Source organism: Sorangium sp. So ce363, from assembly GCF_051520435.1.
In the GTDB taxonomy this organism is placed as follows: domain Bacteria; phylum Myxococcota_A; class Polyangia; order Polyangiales; family Polyangiaceae; genus Sorangium; species Sorangium cellulosum_B.
Genome location: NZ_CP150333.1, coordinates 12,784,811 through 12,801,194 on the forward strand (window position 1 = coordinate 12,784,811; position 16,384 = coordinate 12,801,194).

13 protein-coding genes are annotated in these 16,384 nt (G+C 71.0%); 8 read left to right on the plus strand and 5 right to left on the minus strand.

Features of this window, described 5'->3' with window-relative positions; genetic code table 11:
• Positions 1-23 precede the first annotated feature (23 nt).
• The 3 genes from WMF12_RS48190 to chrA all read left to right on the plus strand — a co-directional run bounded on the left by WMF12_RS48190 (position 24) and on the right by chrA (position 3,897).
• A complete protein-coding gene (locus WMF12_RS48190; RefSeq protein WP_437530338.1) occupies positions 24-218 on the plus strand; it encodes a DUF5522 domain-containing protein in 195 nt (64 codons plus the stop codon).
• Positions 219-460: 242 nt separating this feature from the next.
• Complete coding sequence (locus WMF12_RS48195) at positions 461-2,629, plus strand: VWA domain-containing protein (protein WP_437857902.1); 2,169 nt, start codon at positions 461-463, stop codon at positions 2,627-2,629.
• A 62-nt stretch (positions 2,630-2,691) separates the two neighbouring features.
• The gene (gene chrA, locus WMF12_RS48200) at positions 2,692-3,897 is read left to right on the plus strand and encodes a chromate efflux transporter (protein ID WP_437857911.1); all 1,206 of its coding nucleotides are present in this window, start codon (positions 2,692-2,694) and stop codon (positions 3,895-3,897) included.
• A 76-nt stretch (positions 3,898-3,973) separates the two neighbouring features.
• On the opposite strand, the gene WMF12_RS48205 is transcribed toward chrA, so the two are convergent.
• Together WMF12_RS48205 and WMF12_RS48210 are read right to left on the minus strand one after the other, a co-directional pair.
• Entirely contained in the window at positions 3,974-5,164 is a 1,191-nt protein-coding gene (locus WMF12_RS48205) for a glycosyltransferase (RefSeq protein WP_437857923.1), read from the minus strand.
• Positions 5,165-5,368: 204 nt separating this feature from the next.
• Entirely contained in the window at positions 5,369-6,532 is a 1,164-nt protein-coding gene (locus WMF12_RS48210) for an acyl-CoA dehydrogenase family protein (RefSeq protein ID WP_437743431.1), read from the minus strand.
• A 94-nt stretch (positions 6,533-6,626) separates the two neighbouring features.
• On the opposite strand from WMF12_RS48210, the gene WMF12_RS48215 reads away from it, so the two are divergent.
• Complete coding sequence (locus WMF12_RS48215) at positions 6,627-6,806, plus strand: hypothetical protein (protein ID WP_437857940.1); 180 nt, start codon at positions 6,627-6,629, stop codon at positions 6,804-6,806.
• On the opposite strand, the gene WMF12_RS48220 is transcribed toward WMF12_RS48215, so the two are convergent.
• Positions 6,774-10,181, minus strand: a complete 3,408-nt coding sequence (locus WMF12_RS48220) for a hypothetical protein (protein ID WP_437857947.1) — start codon at positions 10,179-10,181, stop codon at positions 6,774-6,776. The genes WMF12_RS48215 and WMF12_RS48220 overlap by 33 nt on opposite strands.
• A 372-nt stretch (positions 10,182-10,553) precedes the next feature.
• On the opposite strand from WMF12_RS48220, the gene WMF12_RS48225 reads away from it, so the two are divergent.
• The 3 genes from WMF12_RS48225 (at position 10,554) to WMF12_RS48235 (ending at position 13,089) form a co-directional block, all read left to right on the plus strand.
• Positions 10,554-10,928, plus strand: a complete 375-nt coding sequence (locus tag WMF12_RS48225) for a hypothetical protein (RefSeq protein ID WP_437857955.1) — start codon at positions 10,554-10,556, stop codon at positions 10,926-10,928.
• A 140-nt stretch (positions 10,929-11,068) separates the two neighbouring features.
• Positions 11,069-11,746: a phosphoenolpyruvate--protein phosphotransferase gene (locus WMF12_RS48230; RefSeq protein WP_437857963.1), complete on the plus strand. Its 678-nt coding sequence runs from the start codon at positions 11,069-11,071 to the stop codon at positions 11,744-11,746.
• Between the two features lie 266 nt (positions 11,747-12,012).
• A complete protein-coding gene (locus WMF12_RS48235) occupies positions 12,013-13,089 on the plus strand; it encodes a hypothetical protein (protein ID WP_437857968.1) in 1,077 nt (358 codons plus the stop codon).
• Between the two features lie 156 nt (positions 13,090-13,245).
• Here WMF12_RS48235 and WMF12_RS48240 read toward each other — a convergent pair whose 3' ends face one another.
• Positions 13,246-14,340, minus strand: coding sequence for a hypothetical protein (locus WMF12_RS48240; RefSeq protein WP_437857974.1), 1,095 nt, complete (start codon positions 14,338-14,340; stop codon positions 13,246-13,248).
• 956 nt (positions 14,341-15,296) lie between these two features.
• Between WMF12_RS48240 and WMF12_RS48245 the strand changes: the two genes are divergently transcribed.
• Positions 15,297-15,764, plus strand: a complete 468-nt coding sequence (locus WMF12_RS48245) for a hypothetical protein (RefSeq protein WP_437857982.1) — start codon at positions 15,297-15,299, stop codon at positions 15,762-15,764.
• Here the strand turns inward: WMF12_RS48245 and WMF12_RS48250 are convergent.
• Entirely contained in the window at positions 15,727-16,107 is a 381-nt protein-coding gene (locus WMF12_RS48250) for a hypothetical protein (protein WP_437857990.1), read from the minus strand. The two genes, WMF12_RS48245 and WMF12_RS48250, sit on opposite strands and share 38 nt — an antisense overlap.
• Between the last annotated feature and the right edge of the window lie 277 nt (positions 16,108-16,384).

Consider the following 16,384-nt stretch of genomic DNA (forward strand, 5'->3'; position numbering starts at 1 on the left):
CGGCGTAGCTTGATCGAGCGTAGATGAGCGGGCCGAAGCCTCCCAGGGCCGTCGAAGGCGAAGACTATTACCTCGAGGGAGGCCGGGTGGTTTTTACAGAGGCGTATCACCTGAAACGGGGATACTGCTGTAATTCCAAGTGCCGCCACTGCCCTTACCGGGAGAAGGCGCCGGCAGAGTCGATCACCGTCGCGCTGCCTCGGCTGAAGCTCCCCTGACCCCGGTGCAGCGGTCGAGCCTCCGCGGCGGATCGCGGCGAGCGGCGCCATGCAACGCGCCGCTGTGACGGTATCGCAGAAGCTGCTGCGCACGCGCGCGCCGGCGTTCCGCGGTGGCCGCGGGCGGCAATCCGTCTGCGGTTGATGACGGGCGGAGAGCCCCGGCGCACCATGGAATGTCGGTTGATCCGGATTGCGTGGAGCGTCTAGGATTTCGCGCCCACATTCGCGCGGGAGCTCCTATGCGTCGCAGTCTTCACCCTCTGCTCTGCTGCCTCCTGCTCTCCGTGCCGATCGGCTGCGACGCCACGTCGGCGAACAGGCCGCCGCCCGACGAGACGCCGGCGGGGCTGCCGAGCGCGGACACGGATGGCGACGGGATCAGCGATGCGGAGGAGGGGCGCGGCGATGCGGTCGATACGGATCGCGACAGTCAGCCGGATTTCGAGGACACCGACTCCGACGGCGACGGGTTGTCCGACAAGATCGAGGGCGCTCCCTTCCCAGGCGAAGCGGAGCCGCGTGACAGCGACGGCGACGGGGTGCCGGATTACCGCGACGAGGACTCCGACAACAATGGGCTACCCGACGAGGACGACGGCGACAGCGACCGCGACCGCGATGGAACCGCCGATTATGTGGATCTCGACGATGACGGCGACGGCCTCCTGGATGTGGTCGAGCTCGGGTCGGACCCGCTCGATCCGGTGAACACCGACGGCGACAGCTGGCCTGATTTCCGTGACAGGGACTCCGACGACGACGATATCCTGGATCGGTTCGAGAGAGAGTTCGACGCCGACGGCGACGGGATCCCGGCGTTTCGAGATCTCGACTCGGACGGTGACTGCCGGCCCGATTCGAACGAGCGCGGCGACGGCGAGCCCGAGCAGCCGCCCAGCGACAGCGACATGGACGGCGGGGGCGATTTCCTCGACCTGGACAGCGACAACGACAGCCTGCTCGACGAGCTCGAGGACCTCAATTGCGACGGCGTGCTCGACCCGGGCGAGTCCAGCACCGCGAGCGAGGACACGGACGAGGACGGCGTGAACGATCTCATCGAGCAGGCCGCCGGCACGGACCCGAACGACGACCTGGACAACCCGCGGGCCAGCGGGGATTTCGTGTTCATCGTGCCTTATCAGAGCCGCCCGGATCCCGCGCAGGACACGCTGGATTTCTCGACCAACATCTCTCAGGCCGACGTGGTGTTCGCGATGGATACCACCGCGACCATGGGCGGCCAGATCAACAATCTGAAGGGCGCGCTCCAGGAGATGATCGATCAGCTCGCCGAGGAGATCCCGAACATCGGCATCGGGGTGACTCAGTACAAGGACTTCCCGATCAACTCCTACGGGGGCCCCAAAGACCAGCCGTTCTACCTGGAGCACCGGGTGATGAGCGTCCTCACGCCGGCAGGGCGCGAGTCGGTGCAGGACGCGGTGAACTACCTCAAGGCCGAGGCCGGCGGCGATATCCCGGAGAGCGGCTGGGAGGCTCTTTATCAGATCGCGACCGGGGCGGGCACGAACGAGGGCGGCGCCGACGTGCCCATGTTCAATCCGCTGAGCGCTCCGCCGGGCATGACCCCGGCGGGCGAGACGGTCGGGACCATCGGCGGCGTGGGCTTCCGCTTCGGCTCGCTGCCCATCGTGGTGATGATCACCGACACGCCGAGCCACAACGGGACGTTCGTGCAGCACGACTACGCCAGGTCCAAGGTGGAGTCGCCGACCCATTCGCAGGCGCTGCAGGCGGTGACCGGCGTGGGAGGCCGGCTCATCGGCATGGTCGCCTCCAGCTCGGCCGAGGCGCAAGCCGACCTGACGGCCGGCGCGGTGGCGACGGGCTCGGTGGTCCCGCCGGCGGCATGGGGACCGGAGGGCATGCGCCCGCCGCGGTGCGCGGTGGGACAGTGCTGCGTCGGCGAGAACGGGAGCGGCGTGACGATGGAGAACGGCAAGTGCCCGCTCGTGTTCCGGGTCGCCAGCAGCGGCGCCGGGCTGAACCTGGCCGTCGTGCAGGCGATCAAGGTGCTCACGACCTATGTCACGCTCGACATCTCGGCGGCGGCGGTGGCGGACGAGACCGACGCGGTCGACGCCGCGAGCGCGTTCATCGACAGGATCATCGCGAACAACAGCGCTCCTGAGCCCTGCACCACCGGCTTCAGGGTCATCGACAAGAACGTCGATGGCGTCGCGGATACCTATACCAACGTGTTCCCCGGGCCCACGGTCTGCTTCGACGTGATTCCGAAGACCAACGTCTCGGTGCCTCCGACGACGGAGCCGCAGGTGTTCACGGCGAACATCGTCGTCACCGGCGACAGCGTGACCACGCTCAGCACCCGCAAGGTCTTCTTCCTCGTCCCGCCGGAGATCCCGGTGCCCCCCATCGACTGATGAGCATCCGGCGCTCGCGGCTCCCTGGAGCCCGGCAAGGCCTGTTCCACACGGCACATATCATGGGCAAAGAATCTGGCATCGAGGGAGCGCCGACGTCCGGGGAGGCCCGCGGCGCGGCGCTCTGGGAGCTCGCGCGGCTCTTCTTCCGGCTGGGCGCCACGGCCTTCGGCGGCCCCGCGGCCCATGTCGCCATGATGGAGGACGAGGTGGTCCGCCGGCGCGGCTGGATGACGCGCGAGGACTTCCTCGATCTCTATGGTGCCACGAACCTCATCCCGGGACCCAGCTCGACCGAGCTAGCGATCCACATCGGGCATCGCCGGGCCGGCTGGGCGGGCCTGCTCGTGGCCGGAGGGTGCTTCATCGTGCCGGCGGCGCTCATCACGCTCGGGTTCGCGTGGGCCTATGTCCGGTTCGGCGCGGTGCCGGAGATGTCGGCGCTCCTCTACGGGGTGAAGCCGGTGATCATCGCGGTCGTGGCCCAGGCGCTCTGGGGCCTCGGCCGCGCCGGGCTGCGCTCGCGGCGCTCGCTCGGCCTCGCGGCGCTCTGCACGGGCGCGAGCCTCTTCGGGATCCACGAGCTCGCGGTCCTGGCCGGCGCGGGCGCGCTCGCCGTGTCGCACCGGCTGGCGGCCGGGCGCCCCGCGGGTCCGCCTCCCGGCGCGGCCGCCGTCGCCGTCCCGCTCGCCGTCCCGCTCGCCAGCGGCGCCGCCGCGACGGCCGCGGCGGCGGTGAGCGTGCCGTTCGGGCTCCTGCCGCTGTTCCTGTTCTTCGCCAAGGTGGGCTCGGTCCTCTTCGGGAGTGGGTATGTGCTCCTCGCGTTTCTCCGCGCGGATCTCGTCGAGCGATACCGGTGGATGACGGAGGCGCAGCTGCTCGACGCGGTGGCGGTCGGCCAGGTGACGCCCGGCCCCGTCTTCACGGCGGCCACCTTCATCGGTTATCTCCTGGGCCGCGTCCCGGGTGCGCTGGTCGCCACGGCGGGCATCTTCCTTCCTGCGTTCTTCTTCGTCGCGCTGAGCGGACCCCTGATCCCCCGCGTCCGCCGTTCCCCCGTGGCCTCGGCCTTCCTCGACGGCGTGAACGCGGCGTCGCTCGCCCTGATGGCGGTCGTCTCGTTCCGCCTCGCCCGCGCGGCGGTGGTCGATTGGCTCACGGGCGCTCTGGCCATCGCGGCAGCGCTCCTGCTCATCCGGTACCGCGTGAGCTCGCTCTGGCTCATCCTGGCCGGCGCCGTCATCGGCGTCGCGTCGCTTCACGTCTGAGCCGGCGCTCCTCGCTGCTCCGGCCCCTCCTCGCCGTGCCCGCGCCCGGGGAGCAGCCCGGGATCCCTCGCCCCCGCTACCTGGCGGGTGATCGCAAGGAAGACGGCTCCTCCGCGGCCACCAGCGCCGTCCCGGGCCCGATGTGGAACGCGTTGCCCCGCCAGGCGACCCGCCGGTTCGAATACGCGTTCAGCCAGCAGAAGAACCAGCACAGCGTCCGGAGCGGCTCCACCGCCACCAGCGCCAGGTTGGAGCGCGCCGGGCGCAGCATCTTCAGGGCCAGGAACGTCCCCAGGCTCTGGAGCGTCCAGGCGAACAGCCACATCTCCAGCGCGAGGCCCGTCGGGTTGAGAAGCAACGTGAGCCACGCGATGAGCAGCGGCGAGTTGAACGGCTCCGCCGCGAAGCAGCGCGGAACGAGCGTGCGCCGCATCTTCGCCCAGCGGGTGTGTCGATCCAGCATGCGCGTGAGAGAGCAGCTCGTGTTGCGGTTCTCGATCGGATCCAGGCAGAGATCGACCACGAACCCGTATGCGCTGAAGCGCTGTCCGAGCATGTCGTCCTCCGCCAGCACGTGGGCCACGCTCTCGAACCCTCCCACCCGCGCGAGATCGACCCGCCGCATCGCCATCGATTTGCCCACGCTGATCGACCGCCCCGCGAGCTCGGCGGCGGCGACGACCCCGGGCGCGATGAACGCCCCGAGCTGCGCGTTCTCGACCACCGCGCCGAGCGTCCGCTCCCCCGTGCCCACGACGACGCTCGAGACGAGCCCAACGCCCGGCCGCATCAAGATCGATAGCAGCGAGCGGAGGTAGTCCGGACGGACACACACGTTCGCGTCCGAGATGACGAGGACGCTGCCCTCGGCCCTGCGCTCGAGCTCGAGGAGCTGCGCCACCTTCGGGTTCAACGCCTCGCTCGGATCCGTCAGGCAGAGCCGCGCCTTCAGCTCGGGGTGCGCCGCGATGAAGGCCTGGATCACCGGCACCGCCCGGTCTTCTCGCGAGGCCACGCCGAAGACGATCTCGTAACAGGGGTAATCGAGCCGGGCGAAGGATTCGAGGTTGTCGGCGAGCCCGTCGTCGACGCCCGCGACGGGCTTGAGGATGCTGACGAACGGGGTCGCCCCGCACGGCCGCGACGCTTGGACCGGCGCCACGAGCCGGTGCCGCGCCATCCTCCAGAGGAAGGAGGTTTGGATCGTCGCGTAGATGATGGATGACAGCGCCGTCGGCGCGACCGTCGCCAGATCTCCCCAATCCATGGATGGCCATGCTGATCGAATCGCGTGGCGTCTCGATGGCCGGACCGCAAACCCAGCGCTGACTTTTCGCAACCGAGGCGTGACAGCCCCTCATCGCCCACGACACACCGTGATGGCCGGTACGAGCTCGGGGTGTTACGTGAGATCCGTCGCCGACACACGCGCGCCGAGGCCACGCGAGCCCATCGGCGCGGCCGGGCAGCGTCAGCTGATGCGGCCTATCAGCTCGCGCGTGATGTTCTTCTGGTGCGACTCGAGCGTGCCGCCGCCGATCTCGAGCAGCTTGGCGTCACGGAAGAACCGCTCCACCTTGTACTCGGTGCAGTAGCCCCAGCCGCCGAGCACCTGCATGGCGTTGTCGGCCACCTCCTTGCCCACCGGCGCGGCGAAGAGCTTTGCCGCGTCCGTCCCGAGCCGGTTTCTCCGCTCGGGGCTGACGTTGCGCGCCACCGCGTAGATGAGGGCGCGCGCCGCCTCGGTCTTGGCGTAGCTCTCCGCGATGTAGCGCTGGATCTGCCCGTGCTCGGCGATGGGCTTGCCGAAGCTCCTCCGCTCTCCGGCGTACTGGATCATGATCTCCAGACAGCGGTCCGCGATTCCGAGGCTCATGGCCGCGAGCGTGAGGCGCTCCAGCTCCAGGTTCCTCATCATGTTGCGAATGCCGCCCCCCTCCGGGCCCAGGACGTTCCAGGCGGGCACGACGCAGTCGTCGAAGAGGAGCTCGCTCATCGTGCTCCCCCGCATTCCCATCTTCGGGGTCTTCTCGTCGGTCGAGAACCCGGGGAACCCCCGCTCCACCACGAAGGTCGTGACCCGGCCCTCGATGGTCGCATAGACCAGGAAGATCTGGGCCTCCGGGGCGTTCGTGATGAGCGCTTTGCGCCCCTTCAGGATGTACCGATCCCCGTCGCGCCGGGCGAACGTCTTCATGCCGAGGACGTCTGTCCCGCTCGTCGGCTCGGTCATGCCCATCGCGCCGATCCACTCGCCGGAGAGCACCTTCGGCAGGTACCGCGCGCGCTGCTCGTCATTGCCGGCGTGGAAGAGGTTGTTCACGAACAACATCGCGTGGGCGAGATACGCGAGCGTGAACCCGGGATCGCTCTTCGCGAGCTCGTGGTGGACGATCACCGCGGCGACCGCGTCCATGCCCGCGCCCCCGTGCTCCGAGGGCACGGTCACGCCGAGCAGGCCGAGCTCGCCGAGCCGCCGCATCAGGGGGACGTTCAGGGTGGCGCTCCGGTCGTGCTCGTCGGCCTGCGGCTCGACGACCTCACGGGCGAAATCCCTCACCATCTGCCGCAGCATCCGGTGCTCTTCCGTCGGGTTTTCCAGATCGCCTGCCATTGCGGAGGATGACGCGCTCATCGCGGCCCAACGTAGCACGCGCGGCCGCGCATCAGCGATGGGGTGGCACGCCGTTCGCCTCGTCCCCGGACGGACCTCATCGAAAGGGGCACGAATGAGAAGCTGGACCGATGTGGTGCTCTGGAGCGTGGTGCTGGTCTCGCTGCTGACCTGGCTGCTCGCCATGGTCGGTGTGCTGACCGTGCACCCGTGGACCCCCGCGCTCCTCGTGATCTCCGCCGCCTTCGCCGTGACGGGGATGTTACGGCAGATGCCCGGGCGGCCGCGGCTCTGAGCCGGCGGGAGCGGCCGGGGCGCCCGGCGGCGCGTCCGTCGCTGTCGCCGGGGGCGAGGGCCCGTCCTGGCAGCACCGGACGCCGGTCGAGTAATCGAGGTAGCTCCTCGGGTGGGCCGTGATGAGCGCCTCGCAGCCTGCGCGGGTCGAGCGCGCGTAGAAGCCGCCGGCGAACGCACCGCCCGGCTCGTTCACCCACTCGTCGAGGTTGCCCACGAGATCGTAGACCGCGTCGCTGCCCCAGCGGCTCCTGCACCGCGGGCTCCCGCCCGTCTCCCGGAGCAGCGGCTCCCGGGCGCTGCGCACGCGGTTCAGCCGGGGATCCAGGTGGCCAATCGACGCATTGCCGTGGAGCAGCGCGGCGGGGTGCGCCGGCCGGTAGACATTGCACGCGCCCTCCTCGAACGTGTCGCCGTACGGGTAGAGCGTGTCGTCCTCGCCCCGGCACGCCGTGACGAACTCCTCGACCGAGCAGAGCCGCTTGCCGGCCGCGGCGCAGGCGCTCTCGGCCACGAGGCCGGTCACGTAGCCGCTCGGCCGCACCCCGGACCGCGAGCGGGCAAGGGCGGCGATCGCCCGGCCGCGCTGCCAGGCGGCGAGAAGCGGCAGGGGGAAGGCGCGCGCGTGGACGTCGCCGATCCGCCGCAGGCCGGTCGACCAGTCGGCGAGGGTGAGCTCGAGCAGGTTCGGGGTCGACGGGTAGTCGGGCGAGAGCGCCTGTCCGGTGGCGCCGTCGACGAGCATCGCCTCGAAGCGATCGACGCAGAAGCGGCCGCCGTCGATGGCCACCATGTCCGCCGGACACGCGGGCGCGCCCGGCAGCGCGGCGGCGGGCGCCTCCGCGGGCTCTCCTGCGGCCGAGCGCGCCGCGCCCGCGCTCGCGGGCAGCGCGGGGCGAGCGACGCGCGCGACGCCGGCTTCGGCCTGCGCGTCGAGGCCGCTCACGGCGCTCCCGAACCACCGCAGGCTGCCGTCGGAGGCCCAGACCGCATCGCCCACCACGCAGGCGCCGGGCGCCGCGAGCTCCGGGACGGTCACGAAGGCGCCGGGCGCCGGGGCCGGGACCGCGCGCCGCGCGGGCTGCCCGTCGACGCAGAGCGCGCCGGTGTCGTCGGCCGGCCAGGGCTGCGACGCGAGCTCGGCGCCTTCGTCGTCCAGCCACACCACGTGGCGCCGGGCCGCGTCGCTGAGCAGCGCGCCCCCCTCGGGCAGGGCGACGAGCCGCACCGCGAGGTCGCCCTCGGCGATCGGCAGCGAGGTCACGCGCGCCGCGCCGGGCCGGCCGAGCGCGTCGATCGAGAGCGCCACGACCTTGCGCGGATCCGCGGCGCTCACGCCGGCGACGATGGCCCCGCCGCCGCGGCGCTCGCATGCGTCGAACCCCGCGCGCACCGGTGACGCGATGGCGAGGGCGGGCGGCGCGCGGCGTGCGGCGTCGCGGTCGGGCGCGCCGGGCGCGCCGGGCGCGAGCCCGCCCTGAGCGCCGAGCCCGGTGAGCGCGCCCGAGGCGTCGATCCCGGTGATCTGGAGCCTGTCGCCGAGCACCTCGAGGAAGAGCCCGCGCTCGTGCCCGCCGACGAGCGCCGTGCTGTCCTCGTGCGCGCGCCCCCGCAGCGCGGGCACCACGAGCGGTTCGGGCAGGAGCCGCGCCACGTCGGTCCTCGCGAGCCACCAGGACGACCCGATGCGCGCGGCGCGCCGCCTGTCGGTGGGGCGCTCCGGCTCGCCGATCGGCGTGGCCGGCGCGCCGCCGGCGGCGCCTGCCGGCGCTGCGCCGAGGCTCTCCGGCGCCGCCGCCGCGGTGACCAGGGCGCGCGCGTCGAGCCGGTGGAGCTGCCCCGCGGCGAAGGCGAGCCCCTCGCCGTCCGTCGCGAGCGCGCCCCACGCGATGCGCGCGCGCCGCGCCGGGAATGGGTCCGGCTCGCGGCGCGCCTGCCCGTCGGCGCGCGAGGCCGAGAAGAGCCCGCCGGAGATCGTCTGGAAGTACGCGCGATCTCCCGCCCACGCGGCGAGCCCCGGATCGTACCCCGGCTGCCCCGGGGCGCGCCGGGCGCCGCTCGCGGCGATGCGCTCGAGCGCGCCGATCTCGGCCGGCGTGACCGGGGTCGCGTCCGCGAGGCGCGCCGGATCCACGGCGCAGACCGCCCTGGGCGCGGCGCCGGCGACCAGCCGCTGGAGCGAGGGCGCGACGCGCGTCGCCTGGCAGGCCCCGTTGCGGCCGGTGATGTCGACGACCACGGCGCCTGCGGTCGCCGTCACGAGGCGCGGATCCTGGTGGCCGCGCAGCGCGCCGTACTCGAGATCGCCCTCGACCACGACGGCGCGCCGCCCCGGATCGAGCTTGCCGTCCTCGCCGAGCGAGGCGAAGGCGATCTGCGCGCTCCCGAGCCACGACGTGCTCGTCTTCTTCGAGCTCGCCGCGTAAAACAGGAGATCGATCGCGCCTGGCCGCCCGCCTGCGTCGATGAGCCCCATGCCGTCGAGCGGCGGCCGGAAGCGCAGCCCGGTGGGGGACGACGTGGCCGCGATCCCTTCGGACGGCGAGACCCAGCGGAGCCGCACCTCGACCTCGGGCAACGGGTCCGGCCGCTTCGGCCGGGGCGCGGGGCGCGCGGTCTTCGTGGGCCGACCGTCGCGCCCGCGGTGCTCGCCGCGCTTCTTCCGCGTGGCCTTGCCGCTCACGCCGGAAGTCTTTGCCGGCTGCTTCGGCTTCGCCACCGTCGCCTTGCGGCCGGGGGCCTTGCGCGCGGGTTTCGCCGCGGCGGAGCGCTCGCGCGCGGCGCGCTGGGCCGGCGTCGTGGAGCTGCCGCGCGGCGCGGTCTCGGCGAGCTCGAGCAGCGCGACGCGCTCGCCCACGGCGGCCAGGGCGTGCGCGCGGATCGGGGCGCACGTGCGCGATGCGGCCGAGGCCTCGCCGGGGAGGATGGCCGTCACGCAGAGCTCGCCGCCTTGCGAGGTGAGCAGCGTGGTGGTCCCGTCCGGGGAGGCGTGGGCGCCGGCGAGGTCCTCGTCGAGGAGCAGGTGCGGCGGTCCGAGCTCGCCGGTGGCAGCGTCGAGCCGCCTGACCCAGCCGGCGCGATCCGACGACAGCTTGGAGAGGAGCAGCACCGAGCGGCGGTCGAGCGACGGCTCGATCGTGAACGGGAGCGGCTGCACCGTCGCGGTGCCGAGCGGCGTGCGGCCGGGGGGAGCCACGCTCGCCAGGGAGGTCGCGGCAGCGCCGATCGAGGGCGCGCCCTCCGAGGCGGGGGCCGGGGCCGGGCTCGCGCCGGGCGCGTGCGCCGCGGTGCCGGTCTGTGCGGGCGCGTCCCGCAGGGAGCCGCCGGAGCACGCGCTCGTGCCGCAGGCGAGCGGTACGAGCAGGGCAGGGATCACGGATCGGGGGGAGAGGGGGGATCGGGGACGACGCATCCTTCGCTCGCGCTCGGGTCTCCTTGTCCGCGTGGCTGCCCGGCGCGGCGGCCGAGCCTAGCGCGGGCGCCGTCCGCACGCTCGCGGTTGGTTCGGAAATGGCAGAGAGGACGCCAAGGGGGGCGAGGTGCAGGGGAGATGGAGTCCAGTACAAAGAGGGTCTATCTAGAGCGGGCCGATGCGACAGGGAACGTTGTCGTGGCAGAGCTCATCGCAGGTGAGAGCCCCGTCGTTCGAGTGGTCGAGACCTGGTTCCACCCTCAGGGGGGCGGTCAAAGGTCCGATCGAGGGACCCTTGGTCCGGCGCGCGTGCTGCATGTGGCTCACAATGGCGGCATGGTGGACCACTTCGTGGACTCGCTCGCGGGCCTGTCCGTCGGGGGAACCTACGGCTTCGCAGTCGACTCCGCCTGGCGGAGGCTGAATTCGGTCTACCATTCGTCCGGGCACCTGATCGCCGGGCTGGTGGAAAGTCTTCAGCATGGACTGACCGCCGTGGCCGGTCATCAGTGGCCAGGAGAAGCGCGCGTCGAGTTCGAAGGGCAGGCGGAAGATTGCAGCTTTGATGGGCTTGCCACAGAGCTCTCGAGACACCTGGGAGAGCTCCTCTCGAAACCCATCGAGGTCAAGGTGACGGGTGATCCGTACAGCTCGCGAGCGATCCAGATCGGGGACTTCCCTCCGATACCTTGCGGTGGAACCCACGTGTGAGCTCTGTCCGAGATCTCCGTTATACGAGTCCTGGGCATCAAGAGGAAAGGGAACCGCGTTCGCGTCGCTTGTGACGCGCTACCTCCCTGATTCCGGAACATGAGCCTCTCGACGGACCGAAGCTTGCACGATTCATAAGATTGAGTGCAGCGCTCCTCCGTCGTTGGTCCTCCACGACATATGCGGTCATCGCGTCTACCGAGGCCCTCGAGGCGCTCGGGAGCATCGACGCCACGATGATGGAGATCGATCGCGGCACCGACCGGTGCATCGGAGCGTTCAGCGGCCAGCTCGCCAGCATAGAGCGCGCGTTCGATCACGACGACATCCTGCCGCTGACGGATGACGAGGCGGCGCGCCGTCGCGATGCGCTCCTGGTGCGCTCGGAGGTGCTGTCGTCGGGCACCGACTTCATCCGCCTCGTCTACTCCCAGCAGTGGGTGCGCATGAGCGCGATGATCAAGGCGATCGAGGGCAAGGACGTGAAGGCGGCGGTCGAGCGTCTCGGACTCTCGGCCGAGGTAGGCCGCCTCCAGCGCTGGACGGAGCTGTACGGCAAGGAGCTCGGCGTCACGGAGGCGAAGACCGCGGATCCGGCCGTCAAGGCGGTCGAGGCGTGGCACGAGGCCTACGGCACGCTCCTGGTCCAGGCCCATGCCGAGTACGATGACGACAAGGACGAGACTCACGCGCTCCTGCGCGACCGGCTGCTCTCGCCATACGAAGACGCGGCGGAGGAAGAGCGGCGCGCCGACCAGCGGGCCCGCGCCGCCAGCGCCAGGAAGAAGACCGAGGCCGAGCCCGAGCCGATCGCATAGCGCTACTCCTCGCATGCCCGCCGGCAGGCGACGGGCCATCCCACCCATCGCGCGAGGACGGTGTCGTTCGCCGGTCACCTCGCAGCGCCGCTCCAGTCCCAATTCCAGGTGACATCTCTCTCAGGTTCGGGGGAAATGTCGCCGGTAAACCTCGTGCATTCTTTTTCGGCGCCGGAGCACGATTTCGCAACAAGCCGGGGGACCTTTCCGGAAGTCGTACGGATGACGACGGATGACGACGGATGACGGATGAGGGAGCTCCGCTCATGTCCGGCTCGCTCCTCGCCCGCGGCCGGATCCGGAGGATGAACCGCGCCGCGCTGTCGCTCGCCGCGGCGCTCTTCCTGGCGGCGCCCGTGGCGCTCGCGCAGGTCGCGCCGCGCGGCGCGCGCCTGTCCTACACGCGGGGGCCTGGCACCGAGGGGTGCCCCGAGGAGCCGAGCCTCCGGCAGATCATCGCGAGCCAGCTCGGCGGGGTCGACCCGTTCGTGAGCGACGGCGCGTGGCACATCGAAGTGGTCATCCGGCGCAAGGGGACGGCGTTCCAGGGAGAGATCGCGCTTCATGACCGCGATGGCCGGGCGCTCGGGCGCCAGGAGCATTCAAGCCCGATCTGTGGCGTGCTCGTGGGGGACATCGGCCTCGCCCTCAGCGCCGTCATGCGCCCGTTGCTGCCATCACGGCCTGTACCGGGGAGCGCTCCCACCTCGCCGCCATCAGAGCCGCCGCCCCCGTCGACGCCGGGGGATGCCGCTCCATCCGTCTCGCCGGACGCGCCGCCCAAGGCGCCGGCCTCGAAGCCGCCCAACCCGGTCGCCGCGCCGGTCCGACCCGTTCCGCGCCCGGGGCAGCCGCCGGAGCGCCCGCGCCTTCAGGTGGGCGCCGGGGTGCTGCTCGGCGCCGGCGTGGTGCCGTCGGTGGCGGTCGGTTTCTCGGGGTTCGCCGGCGCCCGCTGGGAGAGGTTCTCGCTCTCGCTGGAGGCCCGCGGGGATCTTCCGATCGATGCCGAGCCCTACCGCGGCTGGACCATCGGCGTGTCGGGGTTGAGCGGCTCGCTCGTTCCCTGCGGTCACGCGGACTGGTTCTTCGGCTGCGCCGTCGCCACGGCAGGCGGGGTGTGGCACGTCAGGGACAGCACCGGCATTGAGGACGCGCTGCCCTACGCAGCGCTCGGGCTTCGTGCGGGGCTGGAGGTGCCGCTTTCGGCCCGCCTCGCCGGGCAGCTCACCGGCGACCTCTTGCTCAACACACTTCGGCCGCACGTTCGACCGCTCCATGGCGAAGGCTGGTCCGCGGCGCCCGTCTCGGAGGCGGTGGCTCTCCGCCTGGTCGCTTTCTTCTGAACCTCCGTGTGGTTTCGCGAAGCATCAGACACGCCTGCGGGAGCGATTCCCATGAGGCGGTTGCGAGCGCGTGCGGCCGGGGGGGTTGCGAGCGCGCCCCTCGCGGCCTGCCTCCTCCCGGCGAGGCCGCTGTTGCGCCCGGAACGAGCCGCCGACTCAGGCCGGTACAGCGCTGGTGCGGTGACAGCAGAACGTCGCCGCTGCGGTCGGCGCGATGTTGCCGACCGGCTCGCCGCCGAACGGTTCGCACCATCCGGGATCGAGGCTGACGACGCTCACCGACTTGCTTCCGAGCGCCGTGCCGGTCGCGACCGTCCCGCAGTCGGGGGCGTCGGAGGTGATCACCTGGCCCGCAACGAGCTGCGAGCACCCTTCGTCGCTGAAGGCGGAGGCCAGGACGCTGCAGGTCGCTCCGGTGGGCTCGGTGCAGCCGCAAGGAGCGCAGCCGCGCGTGTCCTCCACGCCGGCGTAGAAGACGTGCCGATCCGGGTACGTGGAGGGGCATTCATGCTCTCCCTCGCGGTGGATGCACGTGAGAAACCCTTCCGGCGGCGCGGCGTCGCCGATCGGCGGTGCCGGCGTGCAGGTCATGCCCGGATCCGCGCACGGGGGGGACGCGTTTCCAGTACACGCTCGGGCGACGATCGCGAAGCTCCCCGCCGTCGCGGGCTCGTCGGGGTTTTCCGGCGCCTCCGCGACCCTCGGTGCGCAACCTGCGGACACGACGCGAGGCGCCTGGATCGCGAGCGACTGCACGCACGGGGCGCCATCGCAGGTCCGTCCGGTTTCGACGGCATTCACCGAGGTGCAGGTCCCGTCCCACCCCTCCGGGGCAGCGAACGAGGTCGCGGGAGCCTCGGGGCCGCCGCACGGGAAGCTGGCGTAGGCCCTCCATTCCGTCGGCACCTCGCACGTCGCCTCGGGCGGGTCGCACGCGCAGGCGGGGCACGGGTGCGGGGCCGGAGCGGCGAAATCCGCGTAGCCCTCGTAGCCGACGATCGGCGCGGTCGCAGGGCAGCTCGGCACGCCGTCGGGGGAGCCGATCCAGAGCAGCGCAGGCTCGGACCACCCGAGCGGCTCCTTCGGTACGCACTGGCCTGCGCAGACCTCTGCCGCCGGGATCAGGTCGCCGAAATCGGGCGCGATGGCGACGTCCGTGTCGTCCTCGGCCGCGCAGTCATCGCCGCCATCGCCGCCACCGCCAGCACCGCCGCATCCGCCAGCTCCGCCGGCGTCGGGGGGCTCGAGCACCTCACAAGGCGTTCCCTTGGGTCCTTGGTTCTCATCCCACGGGCACAGATACGTGGTCGGGTTCCCGCATCCGCCGGACGCGACCCCGAGTCCGAGCCCGAGCGCGCTCGCACAGCAAACCGCCACGATTCCACGCTGCCAACGTCGCGCCCGCGCCGCCATCGCCGCTCCTCATGATCTGCGGCGCCGTTGACGGCGCGCCGCCGTAAGTGCGGCCACGTTACCAGGGGACCCCAGGACGCCGCCAGACCAACCCCGGGGTAGACCACCCCCGTGCGATCGCATTACGAAGAGCGAGGTCCTTTTCTCATCTTTCTCCGGGCGACAGCCCGCGTCGCCCATCACGAGGGCCCGAACTGTCCCCGTCGTGCGCCCGTCCCCCACCTGCCGCCAGAACGAGCGCTCTGGCACCCTACGGTTACGCTGGCCCGTCGATTGTGCAGCGAGAAGCGGGGCAGTCCCGGAAGCCGCTCCCATGAAGACCCCGTCGCCGATCCCTCCCAGGCGGGAGGGCTGCCGCCCGTCCTCCGATGCGCCCGGATCCCGGACGCGCCGCCGCACATGCAGCGCGCCGATCGACGTCTTCCACGTCGCTCCGATCTGCATCACTCGCTTCGTCCGCCGCCCCGTAAGCTGGCGCTCCCAGGAGGGCAGCCACGGCCAGGGCGAGCCTGCTGCGCGGAGCCACCTCCGGCGCAACGGTGAGCGTTGCGCGGGAGTTACAGCGCGAACGTCATACCAGGGTGTCTGCTCCGCCTGCCCCGCACGAGGGGCGAGCGGACCGAGCGAGGTGCGGCGCCAGGAGTCCGCCTGGCCGTGCGCCCCCACCAGCAGACGAGGGGAGCCAGGCGCGGTCTGGTGCTCGGTAACCTTCTTTTATCGCGCTCCAGACCGTCCTCGGACGAGGCGACGCCGCCGCGCCTTTCCGCATCGTAAGACTGCACTAGACTCCGGGCATGCCTCACCCGGATCAGCCCCTCACCAACGACGACGACGAAGAGCCTCTGCTCGACGAAGACGAAGAGGATCTCCTCGACTGGGCGTCCATGGCCGAGCTCTACGCCGTCGGCTACATCCGCATCCTCGCCGACGCGATCGAGCGCGGCGATGCCGATCTCCAGGTGGATCCCGTGGCGTGGGAAAACACCCTGACCGCTGCCGAGGGGGCGATGTGGGAGCACATTCGCGGTCGCCTGCACGGGCCTACGGCCATCACCGTGGAAGACGTCGAGCGGGTGCGGCGACTCCGCGGACTAGGTTCCGCTGCCCTCTTGGGCGGTGAGCGGTCGCCCGAGCTCGGCGCGCTCGCTCTCCGGTGCATGGAGTCTCTGTTCGGACCGGACTGGCAGCGCGCCGCGCGGAAAGCCGCGTTCTACGCGCGCGCTCTCAATCAGGAGTTCCACCCTCGTAGCGGCACAGAATAGGAACCCCGAGGACGAACCGACAGATATCTCCGTTTTCGTAATAGTACCAGCAGCTGGTGACCACGCCGAGGCCTCTGCATTGCATCAGTAGTCCAGTTTTGACGTTGGATTTGTACGGGTGTTTTCGTCCGGCCTGACAAGATATTCCTGCATCGGCGCACTTCATCATGCAGTCAGCGCCGTGCTCATATCTCTTGCAGTGGATGATCTTGAAGCTGCCGATCGCCTCCGGCTCGGTCGTGGAAACGTCCTCCGTTTCGTCGTCAAGTGTCAGATTGTCAGCTTCTGGCTCGCTGGTTGGTGTGTCGGTCTCCCTCTCATCGGCATTTTCTGATGGGTGCACGATACAAGATGCAACGCATAGAGCGACTCCATGGAGAGAAACGAGGGCGGCAACCGTTGGAACGATTCGCATGGCACCGGCGACCGAGGCAACCAGCGGGCCCGCGTCCGCCGAGTGGGACGGTGCCATGCGGCAGGGGCATCTGGTGTCCATTCTGAGGTTGGAGGACGACGAGAATCCGCAGGAGTGAACATCGTTCGGAGGGCGTGCATCGGCGAAGAGCTCGCCGCGCAGCACGGAAGCCGGCGATGATTTCCGCGACCCCTCGACGGCATTC

What these genes read in the sequence shown, in the direction of transcription:
- WMF12_RS48190 (WP_437530338.1), top strand. Translation starts at nt 24, where the DNA reads ATGAGCGGGCCGAAGCCTCCCAGGGCCGTCGAAGGCGAAGACTATTAC.
- WMF12_RS48195 (WP_437857902.1), top strand. Translation starts at nt 461, where the DNA reads ATGCGTCGCAGTCTTCACCCTCTGCTCTGCTGCCTCCTGCTCTCCGTG.
- chrA (WP_437857911.1), top strand. Translation starts at nt 2,692, where the DNA reads ATGGGCAAAGAATCTGGCATCGAGGGAGCGCCGACGTCCGGGGAGGCC.
- WMF12_RS48205 (WP_437857923.1), bottom strand. Translation starts at nt 5,164, where the DNA reads ATGGATTGGGGAGATCTGGCGACGGTCGCGCCGACGGCGCTGTCATCC.
- WMF12_RS48210 (WP_437743431.1), bottom strand. Translation starts at nt 6,532, where the DNA reads ATGAGCGCGTCATCCTCCGCAATGGCAGGCGATCTGGAAAACCCGACG.
- WMF12_RS48215 (WP_437857940.1), top strand. Translation starts at nt 6,627, where the DNA reads ATGAGAAGCTGGACCGATGTGGTGCTCTGGAGCGTGGTGCTGGTCTCG.
- WMF12_RS48225 (WP_437857955.1), top strand. Translation starts at nt 10,554, where the DNA reads ATGGTGGACCACTTCGTGGACTCGCTCGCGGGCCTGTCCGTCGGGGGA.
- WMF12_RS48235 (WP_437857968.1), top strand. Translation starts at nt 12,013, where the DNA reads ATGTCCGGCTCGCTCCTCGCCCGCGGCCGGATCCGGAGGATGAACCGC.
- WMF12_RS48245 (WP_437857982.1), top strand. Translation starts at nt 15,297, where the DNA reads ATGCCTCACCCGGATCAGCCCCTCACCAACGACGACGACGAAGAGCCT.